18 protein-coding genes are annotated in these 18,957 nt (G+C 70.5%); 8 read left to right on the top strand and 10 right to left on the bottom strand.

Going from position 1 to position 18,957, the window contains the following annotated elements:
• The first annotated feature begins 104 nt into the window (after positions 1–104).
• From ACWD10_RS28650 to ACWD10_RS28640, 3 genes are all read left to right on the top strand, one after another.
• The gene (locus tag ACWD10_RS28650; RefSeq protein ID WP_451096029.1) at positions 105–1,130 is read left to right on the top strand and encodes a 6-phosphofructokinase; all 1,026 of its coding nucleotides are present in this window, start codon (positions 105–107) and stop codon (positions 1,128–1,130) included.
• A 130-nt stretch (positions 1,131–1,260) separates the two neighbouring features.
• Complete coding sequence (locus ACWD10_RS28645) at positions 1,261–2,211, top strand: cytochrome c oxidase assembly protein (protein ID WP_451096027.1); 951 nt, start codon at positions 1,261–1,263, stop codon at positions 2,209–2,211.
• Positions 2,212–2,414: 203 nt separating this feature from the next.
• Positions 2,415–2,588, top strand: coding sequence for a hypothetical protein (locus ACWD10_RS28640; RefSeq protein WP_451096025.1), 174 nt, complete (start codon positions 2,415–2,417; stop codon positions 2,586–2,588).
• A 96-nt stretch (positions 2,589–2,684) separates the two neighbouring features.
• On the opposite strand, the gene ACWD10_RS28635 is transcribed toward ACWD10_RS28640, so the two are convergent.
• The 8 genes from ACWD10_RS28635 to ACWD10_RS28600 form a co-directional block, all read right to left on the bottom strand.
• Positions 2,685–3,185, bottom strand: a complete 501-nt coding sequence (locus ACWD10_RS28635) for a thioesterase family protein (protein ID WP_451096023.1) — start codon at positions 3,183–3,185, stop codon at positions 2,685–2,687.
• A complete protein-coding gene (locus ACWD10_RS28630) occupies positions 3,182–4,168 on the bottom strand; it encodes a 3-hydroxyacyl-CoA dehydrogenase NAD-binding domain-containing protein (protein ID WP_451096021.1) in 987 nt (328 codons plus the stop codon). The genes ACWD10_RS28635 and ACWD10_RS28630 overlap by 4 nt, the downstream gene beginning before the upstream one ends.
• A gap of 178 nt (positions 4,169–4,346) precedes the next feature.
• Positions 4,347–5,249, bottom strand: a complete 903-nt coding sequence (locus ACWD10_RS28625) for a 3-keto-5-aminohexanoate cleavage protein (RefSeq protein WP_451096019.1) — start codon at positions 5,247–5,249, stop codon at positions 4,347–4,349.
• 72 nt (positions 5,250–5,321) lie between these two features.
• On the bottom strand, positions 5,322–6,224 hold the full coding sequence (locus ACWD10_RS28620) for a TetR family transcriptional regulator C-terminal domain-containing protein (protein WP_451096017.1): 903 nt from the start codon (positions 6,222–6,224) through the stop codon (positions 5,322–5,324).
• A 128-nt stretch (positions 6,225–6,352) separates the two neighbouring features.
• Positions 6,353–7,072 carry a DedA family protein gene (locus tag ACWD10_RS28615; protein WP_451096015.1) on the bottom strand — a complete coding sequence of 240 codons (720 nt, stop codon included), beginning with the start codon at positions 7,070–7,072 and terminating at the stop codon, positions 6,353–6,355.
• Positions 7,065–8,264, bottom strand: coding sequence for a lysophospholipid acyltransferase family protein (locus ACWD10_RS28610; protein WP_451096013.1), 1,200 nt, complete (start codon positions 8,262–8,264; stop codon positions 7,065–7,067). The genes ACWD10_RS28615 and ACWD10_RS28610 overlap by 8 nt, the downstream gene beginning before the upstream one ends.
• A 2-nt stretch (positions 8,265–8,266) precedes the next feature.
• Positions 8,267–9,019 (bottom strand): GNAT family N-acetyltransferase, encoded by a 753-nt coding sequence (locus ACWD10_RS28605; protein WP_451096011.1) that lies wholly within the window; start codon positions 9,017–9,019, stop codon positions 8,267–8,269.
• 388 nt (positions 9,020–9,407) lie between these two features.
• A complete protein-coding gene (locus ACWD10_RS28600; protein ID WP_451096171.1) occupies positions 9,408–10,295 on the bottom strand; it encodes an arginase family protein in 888 nt (295 codons plus the stop codon).
• Positions 10,296–10,836: 541 nt separating this feature from the next.
• On the opposite strand from ACWD10_RS28600, the gene ACWD10_RS28595 reads away from it, so the two are divergent.
• The 4 genes from ACWD10_RS28595 to ACWD10_RS28580 all read left to right on the top strand — a co-directional run bounded on the left by ACWD10_RS28595 (position 10,837) and on the right by ACWD10_RS28580 (position 15,296).
• Positions 10,837–12,486, top strand: coding sequence for a penicillin-binding transpeptidase domain-containing protein (locus ACWD10_RS28595; RefSeq protein ID WP_451096009.1), 1,650 nt, complete (start codon positions 10,837–10,839; stop codon positions 12,484–12,486).
• Positions 12,487–12,608: 122 nt separating this feature from the next.
• Entirely contained in the window at positions 12,609–13,400 is a 792-nt protein-coding gene (locus ACWD10_RS28590) for an AfsR/SARP family transcriptional regulator (RefSeq protein ID WP_451096007.1), read from the top strand.
• 109 nt (positions 13,401–13,509) lie between these two features.
• Positions 13,510–14,505: an MBL fold metallo-hydrolase gene (locus tag ACWD10_RS28585; RefSeq protein WP_451096005.1), complete on the top strand. Its 996-nt coding sequence runs from the start codon at positions 13,510–13,512 to the stop codon at positions 14,503–14,505.
• A gap of 92 nt (positions 14,506–14,597) precedes the next feature.
• On the top strand, positions 14,598–15,296 hold the full coding sequence (locus ACWD10_RS28580) for an NUDIX hydrolase (RefSeq protein ID WP_451096003.1): 699 nt from the start codon (positions 14,598–14,600) through the stop codon (positions 15,294–15,296).
• Between the two features lie 8 nt (positions 15,297–15,304).
• On the opposite strand, the gene ACWD10_RS28575 is transcribed toward ACWD10_RS28580, so the two are convergent.
• Positions 15,305–16,132 carry an enoyl-CoA hydratase/isomerase family protein gene (locus ACWD10_RS28575; protein WP_451096001.1) on the bottom strand — a complete coding sequence of 276 codons (828 nt, stop codon included), beginning with the start codon at positions 16,130–16,132 and terminating at the stop codon, positions 15,305–15,307.
• Between the two features lie 8 nt (positions 16,133–16,140).
• Positions 16,141–16,920, bottom strand: a complete 780-nt coding sequence (locus tag ACWD10_RS28570) for a phytanoyl-CoA dioxygenase family protein (RefSeq protein ID WP_451095999.1) — start codon at positions 16,918–16,920, stop codon at positions 16,141–16,143.
• A gap of 452 nt (positions 16,921–17,372) precedes the next feature.
• Between ACWD10_RS28570 and ACWD10_RS28565 the strand changes: the two genes are divergently transcribed.
• Positions 17,373–18,824, top strand: a complete 1,452-nt coding sequence (locus ACWD10_RS28565) for a B12-binding domain-containing radical SAM protein (protein ID WP_451095997.1) — start codon at positions 17,373–17,375, stop codon at positions 18,822–18,824.
• The last annotated feature ends 133 nt before the right edge of the window (positions 18,825–18,957 follow it).

The raw sequence follows: 18,957 nt of genomic DNA, 5'->3' as shown, positions 1-18,957 counted from the left end.
TGCGAGACCGATTGGGCCCCGTCACTTCGCACTAGTAGGGTGACGGGGCCTCCACCGGACAACGTGGTCCGGTCACCCGCCCACGTTGCAAGGATTCTTGGCTCATGCGTATTGGGGTCCTCACCTCCGGTGGCGATTGCCCCGGCCTGAACGCCGTCATCCGCTCGGTCGTGCACCGCGCGGTGGCCGACCACGGAGACGAGGTCATCGGCTTCCACGACGGGTGGAAGGGCCTCCTCGAATGCGACTACCGCAAGCTCGACCTGGACGCCGTCAGCGGCATCCTCGCCAGCGGCGGCACCATCCTCGGCTCGTCCCGGGTCCAGCCCGCCCATCTGCGCGACGGCGTCGAGCGCGCCAAGGGCCACCTGGCCGACCTCGGCCTGGACGCCGTCATCCCGATCGGCGGCGAGGGCACCCTGAAGGCCGCCCGGCTGCTCTCCGACGGCGGCCTGCCGATCGTCGGCGTGCCCAAGACCATCGACAACGACATCGCGGTCACCGACGTCACCTTCGGCTTCGACACCGCCGTGGGCGTCGCCACCGAGGCGCTTGACCGGCTCAAGACCACCGCCGAGTCGCACCAGCGCATCCTGATCGTCGAGGTCATGGGCCGCCACACCGGCTGGATCGCGCTCAACTCCGGCATGGCCGCCGGTGCGCACGCCATCGTCGTGCCGGAACGCCCCTTCGACATCGACGAGTTGGCGGCCAAGGTCGGCGCCCGCTTCGACGCCGGGAAGAAGTTCGCCATCGTCGTGGTCGCCGAGGGCGCCAAGCCGCGCCCGGGCACCATGCGGTACGAAGAGGGCGCCAAGGACATGTACGGCCACGAGCGGTTCCAGGGCATCGCCCGGGAGCTCTCCCTCGAGCTGGAGGAGCGGCTCGGCAAGGAGGCCCGCCCGGTGATCCTCGGGCACGTCCAGCGCGGCGGCACCCCGACCGCGTACGACCGCGTCCTGGCCACCCGCTTCGGCTGGCACGCCGTCGAGGCCGTACACCGCGGCGAGTTCGGCATGATGACCGCCCTCAAGGGCACCGACATCGTGATGACCCCGCTCGCCGAGGCCGTCGAGACCCTCAAGACCGTCCCGACCGACCGGTACGACGAGGCCGAGTGCGTCCTGTGACGCACTGACCACACCCCGAAGCGCCCCGAAGCCGCCCGAAGCTCCTCGAAGCGCCCCCGGCCACTCCCCCGGCCGGGGGCGGTTCTAGTCTGGTGCGGACAACACGCGCGAATCAGGAGTGAGTGAGCGGATGGATCACAGCGGACACGGCATGAACATGGATCTACCGCCGTTCACGCTGGGGCGAGGACTGGAACCATCACCGGATCTGTTCTTCCTGATCGGCTGCCTGATGGCGCTCGGCCTGTACGGGTGGGGCGTGCTGCGCCTGGTGCGGCGCGGGGACGCGTGGCCGGTGGGGCGCGTGGTGTCGTTCGTCCTTGGCGTGCTCACGATCGCGCTCGTGATGTGCACCAAGCTCAATGACTACGGCATGGTCATGTTCAGCGTGCACATGGTGCAGCACATGGTGATCAGCATGCTGTCGCCGATCCTGCTGCTGCTCGGCGCCCCGATCACGCTCGCGCTGCGCGCGCTGCCGGTGGTGGGCCGGGGCCACAAGGGGCCGCGCGAGCTGCTGCTCAAGCTCCTGCACAGCCGCTATCTGCGGGTGATCACGCACCCGGCGTTCACCATCCCGCTGTTCATCGCGAGCCTGTACGGCCTGTACTTCACGCCGCTCTTCGACTTCCTGATGGGCTCCAAGCCGGGGCACATCGCGATGATGGTGCACTTCCTCGCGGTGGGCCTGGTGTTCTTCTGGCCGATCATGGGCGTGGACCCGGGGCCGCACCGGCCCGGCTATGTGATGCGGATGCTGGAGCTGTTCGCGGGCATGCCGTTCCACGCGTTCTTCGGTATCGCCCTGATGATGGCGACCCAGCCGATGGTCGGCACCTACATGAACCCGCCCGCCTCGCTCGGCATCGACGCGCTCGCCGACCAGGAGGCCGGGGGCGGCATCGCCTGGGCGTTCAGCGAGATCCCGTCCGTGGTGGTGCTCGTGGCGCTGCTCTTCCAGTGGCGGAAGTCCGAGGAGCGGGAGGCCCGGCGCAAGGACCGGGCCGCGGATCGCGACGGGGACAAGGAGCTGGAGGCGTACAACGCCTATCTGGCCTCGCTGCACGCGCGCGGCAGATAGGCGTTCCGGCCCGCGGCTCCGCGGCGCGGGCGATCGTTCGGCTCCGCGGGCGATCGTTCGGCTCCACCGGCGATCGTTTTCGGCCCCGCTCGAACCGGGCGTACGGGCATTCGGTGGCGGAACCCGTGGTCCGCGAGGGACCATGAGTTCCGAGGCCGCACTTCGGGCACTGGTGCCCGGACGGCCGGGAGGAGGGTGTCGCGATGCCCGGTTCCACGACTGACAGTTCCACGAAGTACATGGGGGCGCTGACCATCGGCGGGCTCGTCGCCGTGACTGGCTACACGGTGGCGCTCGGCAGCAACGGCTGGCTCTGGTTCGGCTGGATCGTCCTAGGGGTGATCACGCTGGCGATGGCCCTGTCCAAGCCTGCCTGAGCCCTCTGTGGGGGTCGGGCTGTTTCCTTGCCCCGTGCACGCACGGCGGCAAGGCACCGCCCTGGGCACCCGCCGCCGTACGTCTGAAACCTTGCCCTACTCGACCGGCGCGATCGCCCGGCCCGCCCACTCCGGGGCCGGTTCCGTCAGCTCCGTGAAGCGGGCGCGGATCTCGTCCGGGAACGGGGTCGCGCGGCCCTCCTTCTGGTCCACGTGCAGGGCGAACAGCTCGGTCGTGGCCACGGGTTCCGCGTCCGGCGCCACCTCGGCCCCGTCGGCCCCCTCGTTCTCGGGCTGCTCCACCACGTACATCTCGTGGGTGAAGCGGGCCTTCTGCGCGGCGGCGCCCAGGACCCGGGTGCGCACCGCGAGGTGGGCGCCCTCGGGCACATCGCGCAGATAGCGCAGGTGCGACTCGACCGTGTAGAGCGAGCAGCCGGTGGACTCGCGGTAGCCGGAGTGCATTCCGGTCTCGATCATCATGGCGTCGGTGGCGTGCCCGAAGACGAGGACGTAGAACGCCTCGCTCATGTGCCCGTTGTAGTCGATCCACTCGGGGCGGACGGTCTGTCGGAGCAGGGGCAGGGTGTCCGTCACTTGCTTTCCTTCCGCTGCTGTGGGAGACGGCCGGTCGCCCGCAGTACGTCGATAACTCCTTGGTCTCGTGCGGCGACGAGGTCCGCGATGCTACGCCCCGCGGCCTCCTCGTCGCATCCCTGGACCACGGCGTCGTACAGCTGTCTGTCCAGCTCGGGGGCCTCAAGTCGGGTCCACGGGGACTTCAGGGAGGGTCCGAAGTGGTCGAGCATGTGAGCCATCCCACCTTCACCACCGGCGAGCGCGAAGGTGAGCATCGGGCCCATGAACGCCCAACGCAGGCCGGGGCCCTCGGTGATGGAGTCGTCGATCTCCTGCACGGTGGCCTCGCCGCTCGCGACCATGTGCAGGGCCTCGCGCCACAGGGCCTCCTGAAGGCGGTTGGCGATGAAGCCGGGGACCTCACGGCGCATGGTGATCACGGACTTGCCCGCGCTGTCGTAGAACTTGGCCGCCCAGGCCACCGCGTGCTCGGCGGTCCGCTCGCCGCCGACGACCTCGACCAGCGGGATCAGGTACGGCGGGTTGAAGGGGTGGCCGACGACCAGGCGACCCGGGTCGGCGGCCGTGGTCTGCATATCGGTCATCGGGTAGCCGGAGGTGGACGAGGCGATGACGACCCCGGCGGGGGCCGCGGCGTCCAGCTGGGTGAGCAGGTCGCGCTTGAGCTCCAGCTTTTCCGGGGCGCTCTCCTGCACGAACTGGGCGTCGGCGACGGCCTCTTCGGGGGTCGCGGCCACGGTGAGCCGGTCGCGCGACGCGCCCTCGGCGAGGCCGAGCTGGGTGAGCGCGGGCCAGGCGGCGTCGGTCAGGCGGCGCAGCTTGGCCTCGGCGTCGGGGGCGGGGTCCCAGGCGGTGACGTCGTAACCGCGGGCGAGGAAGTGGGCGACCCAGCCGCCACCGATCACACCGGCACCGATGCAGGCGACGCGGCGCACGTCCTCGGGGGCGCAGGGGGCGGGGGGTGCGGGGACTACGGTCATGGGGGGGATGTCCTTAGGGGTACGTCTGGGGGCAAGAAGCAGCCCGTCCGTCGTTTGAGGACGAGCGCGTTTGAGGACGAGCGCGTTCAGCGCGATAAGGGAGCGGGGTCTGGGGGCGCAGCCCCCAGGAGACGGCAACCCGGCCGACGGTGCGGATACGTGACCCGCAAGGCACGCCCTAAGCGCGGGGCTTGAGGCCGAGCTTGGCCCGGGCCTCGTCGGGGGTGGCGATGCGGGCACCGATGGACTCGGTGATCCGCACGGCGCGCTCGACGAGCTGGGCGTTGGTGGCCTTGTTGCCCTTGCCGAGGTAGAGGTTGTCCTCCAGGCCGACGCGGATGTGGCCGCCGACGAGGATCGACTGGGCGACCCATGGCATCTGCATCCGGCCGATCGCGAAGCTGGCCCATTGGGCGCCCTCGGGCAGCATGTTGACCATGGACTGGAGCACGCCCGGGTCGGCGGGGGCGCCCCACGGGATGCCCATGCAGAGCTGGAAGACGGTCGGGTTGTCGAGCAGGCCCTCGGCGAGCAGCTGCTTGGCGAACCACAGCTGGCCGGTGTCGAAGATCTCCAACTCGGGCCGTACGCCGAGCTCCTGGATGCGTCGGGCTCCGGCGCGCAGCATGTCGGGCGTGGAGACGTACAGGTTGGAGCCGTCGCCGAAGTTGAGCGAGCCGCAGTCCAGGGTGCAGATGTCGGGCAGCAGTTCGTCGACGTGCGGGAGGCGCTCCAGGCCGCCGACGAGGTCGGTGCCGGGCAGCTCCCCCAGGTCCTTCAGCGGCTGCTCGGGGTCGACGGGCAGGTCGCCGCCCATGCCCGCGGTGAGATTGATGATGACGTCGGTACCGGTCTCCTTGATCCGCTCTACGACCTCGCGGTAGAGCCGCGGGTCGCGCGAGGGCGCACCGGTCTCGGGGTCACGGACATGGATGTGCACGGCGGCCGCGCCCGCCTCGGCGGCCTCGACCGCGGAGCGGGCTATCTGCTCCGGCGTGACGGGCACGTGCGGGCTCTTGCGCACGGTGTCACCGGCGCCGGTGAGGGCGCAGGTGAGGATGACGTCGTGGTTCATGGACATGCGGAACTCCCTTGTCCTGTACGGGGATTGACCGTTTGCCTGGTACGGGGATCGGTCGTTGCTGTGCGAGATTCAGCGGGCGGCGAGCGTGGCCTCGACATGGGCGAGGAGCGCGTCCTGCATGTCCTGTGCGCTGGTGCCGGGCTCGCCGGGCGTGGTGGCGAGGACCTGGGAGGCGAGGCCGTCGATGAGGGCGGTCAGGGTGAGCGCGGCGGGCTCGGGAGCGACGGGGCGGAAGGCGCCCGCGGCGACGCCGCGCCGGATGACGTCGGCGACGGTGGCCCGCCACTGCCGGTAGTACTCGACGTGCAGGCGGCCCACGACGGTGGAGCGGGCGGCCTCCGCCCACAGGTCGAGCCAGACGCTCCACTGGCGGCGCTGCTGCTCGGTGCGCGGGGTCTGGAGCTCGATCAACTGCCGCAGTTCGTCGGCCACATCGGTGGCCTCGGCGATCCGGGCGGCGCGGCGCGCGGTGTCCTCGTCCATGCACCAGCGCACGGCGGCCTCCAGGAGGTCGTCGCGGCCCGGGAAGTGGTAGTGGATGGCGGCGGTGCTGGTGTCGCAGGCCTCGGCGATGTCGGCGACGCGGACGGCGTGGAAGCCGCGTTCGGCGATGAGGCGGACGGTCTCCCGCACTATCTGGAGGGGCCTGCCACCGTCGACCGCGGTGGGTGTCTTGGCGCTACGCCGTGAGCGGGCGGCCCGGGGTGCGGTGGGCTCCGGTCCGCCGGAGCCGAGCAGCCAGGCCGCGTCGATATCGGCGGTGTCCGCGATCCGGGCCAGCTCGGCGACGGTGAAGCGACGGGTGCCGCTGAGCGAGCGGGACAGCTTCGAGGGGTCCATGACGATCCGGCGCGCGAACTCGCGCTGGCTCACTCCGGCAGCAGCGATCACCTCGCGGACCCGCTCGGCGACCTCGCCGCGGGCGTCGCCGACTCGGCTTCCCGGTTCCTGGCTTCCCGGTTCCTGCTGCATGGTCGGTCACCGTAGCGACGCATTGAGATAACCGCAACACGGAGGACCGGACCGAGGCCGGGGCGAATGCCGGGTCGGAGCCGGGACGACTGTCAGGGCGATACCGAGTCTGCGCTGATCCCCGCTATTTACCGGGGTATTCGCGCGAGAGGACCATCAGGGACCCGTCGCTCGCGCTCGCGTGTTGAGATTTTGACTGATGCGTCAGTTGAGATTGTTGTGGCGTGACATCGGCGGCGTCGGGCGCGGGCGCGGCGGTGGCGGCGTATCCCCGCGAGCGCGAGCGTGAGCAGCGCCATCGCGCCGCCCGACAGCAGCGCGCCGTAGAGCGGGCGGTCTGCGAAGGCCCCGCCGCCCAGGCAGCCGATGGCGACGCTGAGTGCGGCCCAGATGCCGGTGCCCAGGGCGTCGAAGGCCACGAAGCGGTGCAGCGGGTACCGCACGCTGCCCGTGGTCAGGCCGGTGACCACGCGCCCGGCGGGCACATAGCGGCCCGCCACGATCAGGAGCGCGGCGTGCCGCTCGACCAGGCCGCAGGCCCAGGCATGCCGTCGGCGGCCCTTCTCGCCGCGCACCAGGCGGGCCGTGAGGCCGGGGCCCGCGCGACGCCCGATGGCGTACCCCCCGATGTCCCCGACGAGCGCACCGACGGCGGCGAGCAGCCAGAGCAGGGCGAGCCGCTCGGGGTCGGCTCCGATGAGGACGGCGGCCATGACGACGGTGCCCTCGCTCGGCATGAAGGGCAGCAGGGCGTCCAGGGCCGCCGTACAGAAGATCAGGAGCCAGAGCCACGGGGAGCCGAGCATGCCCTGGAGCAGGGCGGCGTAATGGTCGAGCCACTCAACCATGTCGGCTCGGCCGGGAGTTGAACACCGCCGCCTGTGCCGCGGCGGCGAGGGCCCGGCGGTCGGCACCGGGACCGGCACCAGCACCAGCACCAGCACCAGCAACCGAACCGGCGCCGGGGAACAGGGGCTGGTGTGTGCGGATCCGTATGGTGAGGGCCTCGGCCCGGGCCACCCGGTGCAGTGCGGGCAGGAAGGCGTCGTCGCCGAGGAAGCCGGGCACCGTGCTGGTCCTGCCGTGTTGCAGGAAGTCGATCGTCACCGGGCGCACCGGGGCGCCCGCGTCGATCGCGGCCTGGAACAGGGCGCGCCGGAAGGTGCCGCCCCCGGCGGTGCACCAGGTGGTGCCCTGCGGGAAGACCGCGACCGTACGCCCTTGCCGTAGCGCGTCCGCGACCCGGGCGATGGTGTCCGGCAGGGCCCGCAGGCTGCCCCGGTCGATGAAGCAGGTGTCGACCCGGCGGGCCAGGGGGCCGACCACGGGCCAGTGCGCCACTTCGCGCTTGGCCACCAGGGTCACCGGCTCGTAGGCGAGCAGCGCGAGGGGGTCGAGCCAGGAGATGTGGTCGGCGACGACCAGGGTGCCGACCTGACGCTCGCCCCGGGGCCCGCGAGGGTCCCCGGCTCCGGCTCCGGTTCCGACTCCGGTTCCGGCTCCGTCCCCGGCCCCGATTTCGGTTCCGGCTCGGGGTCCGACTCCGTCCCCGGCTCCGGCCCCGGCTCCGACTCCAGCCCCGGTGACGCGCAGGGGCTCGCCGTCGGTGTCCATGCGGAGTCCCAGCGCCGCGATCAGTTGGCGCGCCCGGTCCGTCACCGCCTCGGGGCCGTCCGGCATCCGCCGCCCGGCGAGCGTCCCCGTGACGACCCCGCCGAATCCGGCGTACCGCCGCGCGGTCCGCAGCACCGGAACACGCGGGGCGCCCCGCTCCACACACCCCGGCGTACAGGGCGAGTACGGCTCCCACGGGCTGCCGCCCTTCGGCGGACCGGGGAGGGCCGGAGCCGGGGCCGTGGGAACCGCACGGGGCGCCGGGCCCACGCGTGGTGCCGGGGCGTGCGTTCCGACCTGTCCGGCACCGGCGGCCGCGGTGGCGTGAGACGTGCCGTTCGCCGGGGCATGCGCCGGGACCGCGTGCGCCGGGACCGCGTGCGCCGCGGTCGCGCCCCGCGCCCGCGAAGGAGACGTGGCCGTCATGGTCAGTCCTCGCCCAGGAAGTAGCGGCGGTAGCGGTCGTTGACCCGGTCCATGGGGAGCAGGACGTAGAAGTCCGCGACGTTGAACTCCGGGTCGTGTGCGGGCGCGCCGCACATCCAGGCGCCGAGGCGCAGGTAGCCGCGGAGCAGCGGGGGCAGGTCCGAGGGGTGTGCGCCGCCCTCCAGCGGGCCCGCGGGCTGCCAGGGTCGGTGCGGGTGCACCCGCAGCTCCGGCGGGGCGGCGTGCTTCGCGTTGCCGAGGAGCCAGGCGCTGGTGGCGGCACGGCCGCCGTCGTCGAGCGGCACGGAGGCGCAACCGGCCAGGTACCGGTGGCCGGAGAGCAGGGCATAGCGGGCCAGGGCGGACCAGAGCAGGTTGATCACCGCGCCGTTCCGGTGGGCCGGGTGCACGCAGGAGCGGCCGGCCTCCACCAGGTGCGGCCGTATCGGCGCGAGGGCGGAGAGGTCGAACTCGCCGTCCGCGTAGAGGCGTTCGCTGCGCCCCGGCGGCAACAGCCGGTAGGTGCCTACGACGTCGCCGGAATCCGTGTCCAGGACGATCAGGTGGTCCGTCAACGCGTCGAAGTCGTCGATGTCGAGGCCCGGCACGGGTGAGTGCAGGGTGGCGCCCATTTCCTCGCCGAAGACCTGATGGCGCAGCCGCTGCGCCGCCCTGATCAGCTCTGGGGTGTCCGCGATGGCGACGGCGTAGCTCCGGGACCGGGCGACTACAGTGGATGGGGCAGGGCTGGGCATGCTGAACCCGCTTTCGTAGGCAGGGGAACGCAGGACAAATACGGTCCGCGCGGGGTCTTGGCGGATCTGCCACGCGGGCCTTGCTCACGTCGTGCACGGGCCGTCGAGTTGGCGCTCGGCGGCCCGCCTTGCTCCCACGGTGGCGCCGGTCGGTGAACGACGCAAAGATTTTCGGCACTCATCAGGGAAGGATGAGGGACATTCAGGGTTCCCTCAGGGACACCCTGATATGGCGAGGCCACCGGGCGCCGCCACCTCGAACCCCTTGTCCGGTACGGCCGGTTAGACCCGATCAAGTTCGGATGTTCCGGTCACATCCGCATGCCCCAGTATCACCTGCATACCCCAGTCACACCCGCATGCCCCAGTCACACCCGTAATCCCTCATTCACATCCGTATGCGGTGCGCGCAGGCGTACTGGTAGAGCAGTTCCGCGCCGATCCCGGTCGCCAGGACCGAGGTGATCCCCGCGTGGTCGTAGAGCGGTGAGACCTCCATGACGTCGAAGCCGACCGGTCTGAGGTCGCCGCAGCAGCTCAGGAGGGCGAGCACCTCGCGGGAGCTGAGGCCGCCGGGCACGGGTGAGGCCGTGCCGGGTGCGAAGGCGGGATCGGCCACGCCGATGCCGACCGAAACGTAGACGGGCCGGTGGCCGACGCGGTCCCGGATCAGGTCGGTGGTGCCGCGGACGCCCAGAGCCCCGAACTCGTCCGCTGTGATCACGCGTACGCCTTGGGCGCGGGCGTAGTCGAGCGCGTCCGGCCGCGGGCTGTTGCCGCGGATCCCGATCTGCACCATCGCGGTGGGGTCCACGAGCTTCTCGTCGATGCCGTGCCGGAAGGGGGTGCCGTAGGGATGGCGGTCGTCGCGGGAGATCGGGGCGGTGCCGGAGTGGGCGTCCAGGTGCACGACGGCGACCGGGCCGTACTCCTGTGCCACCGCGCGCAGCCCCGCCACGGTCATGGCGCGGTCGCCGCCCAGCATCAGGAAGGCGGCATTGCCCTTGAGGAGGTGGGAGAGGTGCTGCTGTGCGGTGTCGATCGCGGGGGCCGTGCCGAGTGCGGTCAGATCGATGTCGCCGCCGTCGGCGCAGGTGATGAGGTCGAACGTGCCGGGGTTGGAGTCGATGCCGACGCCGTGGACGAATCCGGACTCGCCGCGGACGGCCCGTGGGCCGAATCGGGCGCCGGGCCGGTAGTTGGTGCCGCCTTCGTAGGGTGCGCCGACCACCACGACGTCGTAGCCGCGGGGGTTCCGGTCGAGCGGCAGGCGCATGAAGGTGGGGAACCGTGCGTCGCGGGGTGACACGTGTGCTTCGTTGCGTCCCACGGACTCACTCCTTCCGGACTCGGTCGGCAGTGAACGGTTTTCGGCAACCCTGAACCGGCACCCTCTCCGCCCGCTCTCCGGGGCATATCCGGGAGCGGCCCGTGAGGGAGTGCGAGGCGGCGCTGGAAGGGGGAGGCGGGGACGGGAGCGACGGCTCGGGGACGGCGCCCGGCGCGGGGGCGGAAGGGCGGTCGGGGTCCGGCTCCCGGCCCACGAAGGCGACAACTTCAGGTCACTTTGATCCGTGGCGACCGCCGCCGGGAGACGCTTCCTTCGGAGGTCTACACCTCAGCCGGTGCGGCGAGTTGACCGAGGGCCGCCACTGCGACCTCACCTCTTTGACAAAGGTCTTTCGACTGTCGGCGGCGCATGGTTCCACATGCCTCTCTCCGCCCACTATCTCTTTCACCTTTGTTCTGTCTTGAAGGCGTCTTAAGCGCTCTTTCCGGGCGGCTACAGAACAGCGCCAGGACCTAATCTGACCTGCATGACACATTCCGGAAGCTACGGCGACGAGGCGGAGTACGCCAGGAACAGCTCTCCTCGTCGCACGATCGTCGGAGCCGTTGCCGTACTGGCGGCTACCGGGGGGATCGGATACTGGGGGTACTCCGCAGTGTTCGCCGACGAGCCGGAAGATCCCCAAGTAGTCGCTGCCACCGCGCAGTTGAACAAGTTTCTCGGTGCGTGGGAGAAGGGTGACGCCGCGCGGGCGGGCCGCCTGACGGACACCCCGGACAACGCCGAATCATTGATCAAATCCATCATGACGAACCTGAATCCCTCCCGGACCGAGATCACGGCCGGCGACGGGAAGAAGCAGGCCGACGGGGAAGTCGATATCCCCTACACCGTGAGGATGAAGATCCCCGGCGCCGGTGACTACACCTGGGATTCGAAAGCGACGGTCCTCGGCAACGGCGACAAATGGCAGGTTGAATTCAACACCCCGATGATCCACCCGAAGATGGCGCCGGGGCAGACACTCGCCCTCAAGTCACGGGAACGGGCCGCCGTCCTCGACAAGAACGGCGCCGAACTGCGGGCCTCTTCCCTGGTCGGCGCGGTGGACCCGAAGACCGGCAAGGGGGTCTCGGGCCTGGAGGCACGCTACGACAAGCAGCTCAGCGGCGGCGGGGACGTGACGAAGTCCGTCGTGATCGTGCAGCGACAGGACAACGTGATGGTGGAGCGGCTCACCAACGCCGAGGGCAGCGCGGGCAAGCCGGTGAAGACCACGGTCGACCCGAAGGTGCAGGAGGCCGCCGCCGACGCCATCGAAGACGTGAAGAAGAACGTCGCCATCGTCGCCATCGACCCCTCCACCGGCCACATCCTGGCGGCCGCCAACCGGCCCGGCGGCGCGAACCGCGCCCTCGAGGGCCGCTATGCGCCCGGCTCCACCTTCAAGGTCGTCACCTCCGCCGCGCTCATGAAAGAGGGGATGCAGCCGACGGACAAGGCCGACTGCCCCAAGTTCGCCTACGTCAACGGGCAACGCTTCGAGAACCAGGACCAGTTCGTCCTCGCCCCGGGCTCGACCTTCCGTGACGTGTTCGCCAAGTCCTGCAACACCTTCTTCGTCAACTCCCACCCCAAGCTGTCCCGGTCCGCGCTGCACGACACCGCGCAGGCCTTCGGCATCGGCGGTACGTGGGACGTGGGGATCACGACGTACGACGGCAGTGTCCCGGTCGCCACCAACGAGAACGACATGGCCGCGTCCACCATCGGACAGGCACGGCTCCAGGCCTCGCCCCTGGTGATGGCGTCGATCGCGGCCACGGTGAAGGAAGGCCGGTTCAACCAGCCCGTCCTGGTGCCCGACGCCGTGAAGAAGAAGCACCAGGCACCGGCCCGACTCGACGCGGGCGTCGTCGACAATCTGCGCGCGATGATGCGCGCGACCGTCACCTACGGCGCGGGCAAGGCCCTCAAGGGCCTGCCCGGCGAGCCGCACGCGAAGACGGGCACGGCGGAGTACGGCAACGACAAGCCGCCCCGCACACACGCCTGGATGATCGGCTACCAGGGCGACTCGAACCTCGCCTGGGCGGTGCTGCTCGAGGACGGCGGGTCGGGCGGTTCCGACGCCGGTCCCGTCGCGGCGAAGTTCCTCAAGAACCTTACGCAGTAACCACCTCACGCGGTACGCGGCACGAACCTCACTCGGTGACACCTCGGAAGGGCGCGGCGACGGCTCGACTCATCCATTGAGCCCAGAGGACAGAGGACAGAGGACTAAGGGGGACCCGTCACATGAGATCCACCGACCCGACGATCCGGCTCCTCGGCCCGGTGACGCTCCTGCGCGACACCACGCCCGTGCCCATCCGCGGCCAGCGGCAGCGGCGCCTGCTCGCTTCCCTCGCGCTGAAACCCGGACAGGTCGTCCCCAAGGAGACGATCATCGAGGACTCGTGGGACGGCGACCCCCCGCTGACCGTATCGGGCCAACTCCAGACCTCGGCCTGGATGATCCGTACCGCCCTGATGGACGCCGGGCTCGCGCGCGACGCCCTCGGCTCGCACACCCGCGGCTACGAGCTGCGGGTGCCGCCGGAGCGCATCGACCTGTTCGTGTTCCGGTCCGAGGTGCGCACCGTACGCGAGCTGTACGGCCGCGGAGAGTGCCGGTCCGCGTCCGAACGGCTCGACGCGGCACTGGACTTGTGGAAGGGCTCGGCGCTCGCCGACGTCACCTCCACACGTCTGCGCATGAAGAGCGAGACCCTGGAGCGGGAGCGGACGGCGGCGACGGAGCTGCGGGCCCTGATCGACGTCGGCCTCGGCCACTACAACACCGCGATCGCCAGCCTCTCGGAGCTCGTCGACCGCGATCCGCTGCGCGAGGACCTGTACGTCGGCCTGATGAAGGCCTATTACGGCGAGGGCCGTCAGGCCGATGCCATCCGGGTCTTCCACCGGGCCAAGGAGATCCTCCGGGAGCAGATCGGCATCAACCCCGGGGCGAAGCTACGGGAAGTGATGCAGGCCGTATTACGCCAGGACGAACAGCTGTTGAACGTCACCGGATCCCCCGGGATGTAGGCACGACCTACCGCCCCACGGCCACCGCTGGCCGAAATGCGGCTCATGCGTCGTCGCCTCTCGTAACGTTCCCCTCACTCACAGTGCGCACAACGGAGTGGACGGAACGATGACAGCGCGGCGTACGGTCTTCAAGACAGTTCTGGCGGCATCGGGTGCGGCGGCGGCCGGGGCCGGACTCGTCGGCGCGGCACCGGCGTTCCTGCGGCGCGGACCGTACTCCACCCCCGTGGAACTGCGCTGGCTGGGCGTCTCCGGCTGGGAGATCGTCATCGACGGCGACCGCAGCATCCTCTTCGATCCGTATATGAGCCGCATGGCCTGCACCGACAGCTCCGGCGCCATGGACCTCCAACTGCCGCTGCGGTTCGACCGGGAGGCCGTGGATCGGGTGGCCGGACGGCACCTCGCCGGGCCGCCCGAGCTGATTCTGGTCAGCCACGGCCACTTCGACCACCTGGCGGACGTGCCGCAGCTCCTTGCCCGCCCGGAGTGGAAGCGCGCCCGTCTGCGCACCCTCTGCGACGAGACGGTACGGAACCTGCTGACCGCCATGGGCACCCCGCGCCGCCGCCTGGAGGACGTCATCCAGGTCAAGGGCGGCGAGTACCTCCAGTTCGACGGCTACACCGTGGAGGTCTTCCGCAGCCTGCACAGCCAGCGGCCCGACCACGGCTGCCCCGCGCCGGGGCACCGGACCTCCCCGCCGCGACGGCCCACCGTGCTCTCCGACCTCGTCGAGGGCGACACCCTCGCCTACCAAGTGTCCGTGGACAAAGGCCCGTCCATCCTGCTCATGGGCGCGAGCAATTTCATCGAGCGCGAACTCCAGGGCATCCGGCCGGACGCCGTGGCGGTCCCCATGACCCCGTACACGGCGGTGCACCGCTATATCGAGCGGCTCATCTCGGTCACCGGGAACCCGCCCCTGCTGATCCCCTCCCACCACGACGACATGACCACGCCGCTCAGCAGCGAACCGCGCCTCCTCGCGGCCTCCGCCCGGCCCACGGCGGCCGGGGTCCTGTCGAAGGCGGCGCCCGACGCGCGGGTCCTCACTCCGCGGCACCTGAAGGCCCTGCCCCTCACGGAAGAACTGTCCTGACCTACGGATCACGATCCGTGCCGTCGGCCCGGCCCCCGGATCTGGCCTCAAACGCCGGACGGGCCGAGTTGTCGTCTCGTACGCTGACTACCGTGGCTCTCGACCAGAACCGCCCCGCAGGACCCGCCGTACCCCCGTGGCTGACCGGGCTCGGCCAGCAGGCCGCCCAGGACAGCGCACCCCCGGAACTGGAGCGCTACACCGACCCCGTACCCGACGACGCCCGGGCCTCGTCCGTGCTCGTGCTGTTCGGCACCGGGGACGCCGGTCCCGACCTGCTGTTCCTGGAGCGCTCCGGCAGGATGCGGAACCATCCGGGGCAGGTGGTCTTCCCCGGCGGCTCGGCCCGCCCCGACGACCGCGACCCGGTGCACACCGCGCTGCGCGAGACACGGGAGGAGACCGGGCTCGACCCGGCCGCGGTGACCGTCGTCGGCGCGCTGCGCCCGTTGAACCTCGCCTGGAGCGGGTTCGCGGTCACCCCGGTGCTCGGCTGGTGGGACGGGGACGCCGCGCTCGCGGTCGACGGCGGTGAGACGGTGTCCGTACACCGGGTTCCCGTACGCGAGTTGGCCGATCCGGCGGGACAGCTGCGGGTGCGCTTCCCGGCCGGGTACATCGCGCCGGGCTTTCTCGCCTCGAACGTGTTCGTGTGGGGCTTCACCGGCAGCCTCGTCTCCTGGCTGCTGCGCCTCGGGGGCTGGGAACTCCCCTGGGACACCGGCCGGGTGGAGGACCTTGAGGACGCCAAGCGCCGCTACGGGGGCGGCGTGCCCGGCGTGCTCGACTGAACCGGGCGTCAGCCCGACCCATCGCGCCGGGCCGCGCGGTCGCGCTGCGAGGCGCGGAAGCCGTCCACCGGGCCGGAGGAGCCGCGCATCAGGGCCAGGTATTCGCGGGTCTCCGCCGCGACCGCGTCCTCCACGCTCACGCCGAGACCGTTCATGATCGCGGCTTTCGCGTGGCGCAGGCAGTCGCCCGGCATATCGGCCAGCGTCCGGGCCAGGGCGGCGGTCTCCTCGCGCAGCCGGTCCCGGGGGATCGCGCGCAGCGCCAGGCCCTTCTCGACGGCCTCGGCCGCCGAGAGCCAACGGCCGGTCAGGATCACGTCCATCGCGTTCTGCAGCCCCATCTTGCGGACCGCGCGGTGACTGGCCCCGGCGCCCGGCATATGGCCGTAGGGCGTATGGACGTCGCCGATCCGGGCCTCCTCCGCGATCAGGATCAGGTCGCAGGCCACGGCCATCTCGAAGCCGCTGGCCCGGGCCTTGGCCTGCACCATGCAGATCGTCGGCATGGGCAGTCGCTCCAGGGCGAACACCACGCGGTTGATGCGCTCCAGGTATACGGCGAACAGGTCGCTGTCGGCCTCTTCGCCGTCCAGGACCTGGCCCAGGAACCCGAGGTCGCTGCCGATGCAGAAGGCCCGGTCCCCGGCGCCGGTGAACACGAGGACCTTGGTCTTCCCGTCGTCCGCGACCCGGGCGAAGGCGTCGAGGAGTTCGTAATGCATCCGCTCTGTCGTCGCGTTGAGCTTCTCGGGTCTGTTCAGGGTGACCCAGGCGACGCCGTCGGCGCGGTCGAGCAGGATCGTCTCGTACGCATCGGGCCCCATCGCGTCTGCCATCGGGCGCCTCAACGGATGAGGTCGGCGGCGAGCGGATAGTCGTCCATCGGTCGGCCGCGTACGGTCACGTTGTCCCGTACGTAGACCAGCGAGTAGGTGCGGCGGGGGCTGTCGGTGAGGTTGGGGCCCGAGCCGTGCAGCGTGTTGATGCTGTGGACCAGGGCGCTGCCCATGGGGATCGGGTACGGCACCGGCTCCTGGTCGTTCAGGGCCTCGACGAGGACCGCGCCCTCCTCGGGGCGGACGTGCTCCACGCGGCCGCGTTTGTGACTGCCGAGGACGTAGTGCAGGCAGCCGTTCTCCAAGGTGGCGTCGTCGAGCGGCATCCAGATGGTGACGGCGTCCGGCGGGTCGAGGTGCCAGTAGCGGTTGTCCTGGTGCAGGACCAGGCGGCTGCGGTCGCCCTTGCCCGCGGGCTTGTAGAAGGAGTGGTCGCGGAACAGCCGTACCGGACCGCCGAGCAGCGCCTCGACGCGGGGCACGATGTCGGGGCGGCGGACCTGGGCCTCGCAGACCGGGTCGGACTCCCAGATGCCGATCTTCTGAAGGAGCGCCTGGTCCTGCGGCCGGGCCTTCGTCTCGGACAGGTCGAGGACCCCGTCGCCCGGGACGCCGTCCCGGTAGAACACCCGCTCCATGGACGCGCGCAGGGCGCGGACCTCGTCGGGCGAGAGGACGTTGTCCCAGCGCAGCACCCCGTCGCGCTCGAAGATCTCGCGGTCCACCGCCGGGTCCCAGGTCATGGTGGTGCCGTCCGCAGCGCCGGCCGGTCGATGGAAATCGTTCATCGGTACCTTTCCCGAGCGTGTGCGTGGAAGTTGATCTGCAGAGCTCCTCAGCGATGCTGCCATAGCGCCGACATCCGGCACAGAAGCCGCCTGCGCATCGCCGTGATGCGTCAAGGGCATGGCTGGGAGCGGGAGTTGGGCGCCATGCCACGGCAGTGCGGGGGCGACCCGATAAAGGCATTGGACGGGGGCTCAGGCCCGTGTTGGGCTGGAATCCGCGTGCAGCCCCAATCCAGCAGGCGTACAGCCCCGATCGAGCAGAGCTGAGATACGACCGGAGTCATCTCCGGATACGAATTCCCTCCCTTTCCGATTCCCCGCTGACGACCGGACCAGGCCCACCGTGTGACACGCGGAAACCGGACGTACCACGAAATCCGTGTGCCCACGGGCTTGTTGGCGGTCGGCCGGACCGCGCCCGAGGACTGTCCACTCGCAGGAGGCAGACAAGCATGCAAGTTCTTCTCGTGAATGCTCGACGGTCGGCGTACTCCGGCGAGTCGATCTCAGCACCGCAGTTGGGGCTGCTTTCCCTGGCCGCCGTGCTGCGGGAGGGTACCTTCCACGACACCAAGGGCACCGACGTCCACTTCATCGACGACCAGCTCTTCGTCCTGCAACGGCCGCTGGCCACGCCGAACGAACCCTTGCGCGGCTACAACCCGGACATCGTCGGCATCCAGGTGCTCACCTCCAGCCTCAAGAACGGCATCAAGCTCGCCGCCGAGACCAAGTACCGCCACCCGCGTGCGCTGACCGTCCTCGGCGGCGTCGGCGCGACTCCCCTCGCCCGCCAGCTGGTCGAGGACGGCGCCGCGGATGTCGTCGTCAAGGGCGAGGGTGAGGTGACCTTCTCCCACCTGGTCCACGAGTACGGCACCAACGGCCGGAAGAACCTGCACAAGGTGCGCGGCATCGCCTTCCGCGACGAGGACGGCAAGGTCGTCGAGACGCCCGCCGCGCCGCAGGTGATGAAGTTGGACACGCTGCCCAAACCGGCCCGGGACCTGGCCGACATGGAGCTGTACCGGACGATCTCGCGTGGCCGGGCCGGGAACATCGTCACCGCCCGCGGCTGCTCGTACGCCTGCGCCTACTGCTACTCCAAGCACCAGTGGGGCGTCGGCCAGCGGCGGCACAGCGCGGCGCGGGTGCTCGAGGAGATCCGCGAGCTCGTCGAGGTGCACGGGTTCGACCGGATCCGGATCGAGGACGACGACTTCGTCGAGGACGTCCCGCGGATGCAGGAGCTCTGCCGGGCCATCGAGGAGTCCGGTCTCCAGGGCAGGTTCGAGTGGGAGGCCAAGGCCCGCCCCGACCTGATCGACGACGACATGGCGCGGATGCTGCGCAAGTCCGGCTGCTTCCGCCTGCTCGTGGGCGTGGAGACGCTGGACTGGTCGCTCCTCAAGCGCCTGGGACGGCCGGTCAAGGTGGCGGTCACCGAGCGGGCCCTCGACTCGCTGCGCAAGGCCGGGATCGGCGTGCAGGCCACGATGATCCTCGGCATTCCGGGGGAGACCGACGAGGCGATGCGTACGACCATCACGTGGCTGCAGTCCCGGCTCGACAACCGTCACGACATCGTCTCACCCTGCTTCTTCGTGCCGTTCCACGCCGATCTGGAAAAGGACATGGCGAAGCGCGTGGACTTCACCATCGAGACCAGCGACACCGACTGCTACACCGGTCATGTCCCGGTCACCTCCAGCCCCGGGGCGTCCATCGAGGAGCTGTGGAAGCTCTACGACGACATGACCCCGACCCGCAGCGACGGCAAGTACAAGCGCATCGCGTTCCTGGCCAACCTGAACACGGTGCAGACGCGCCTCGGCCTAATGGACGGTGACGGTCAGACACCGATGTCCAAGGAGCCCGCGGCGTTGGTCCCGGAGGTCCAGTGACGATGCTCACGACGGGAGCCGAGCCAGGGCCTGTGCCGGAAATCCCGTCGTCCGCCCGGAGGGCGGGCCCCGCGGCGTCCGGTGCGTGCGATCGCAAGGCGGAGGGTCGCCCCGATACTGGATGTATCGGGGC

This window comes from Streptomyces sp. NPDC002851 (genome assembly GCF_053591935.1).
Note: the sequence above shows the minus strand (reverse complement) of the source record. Positions and strands in the feature narration are given on the sequence as shown.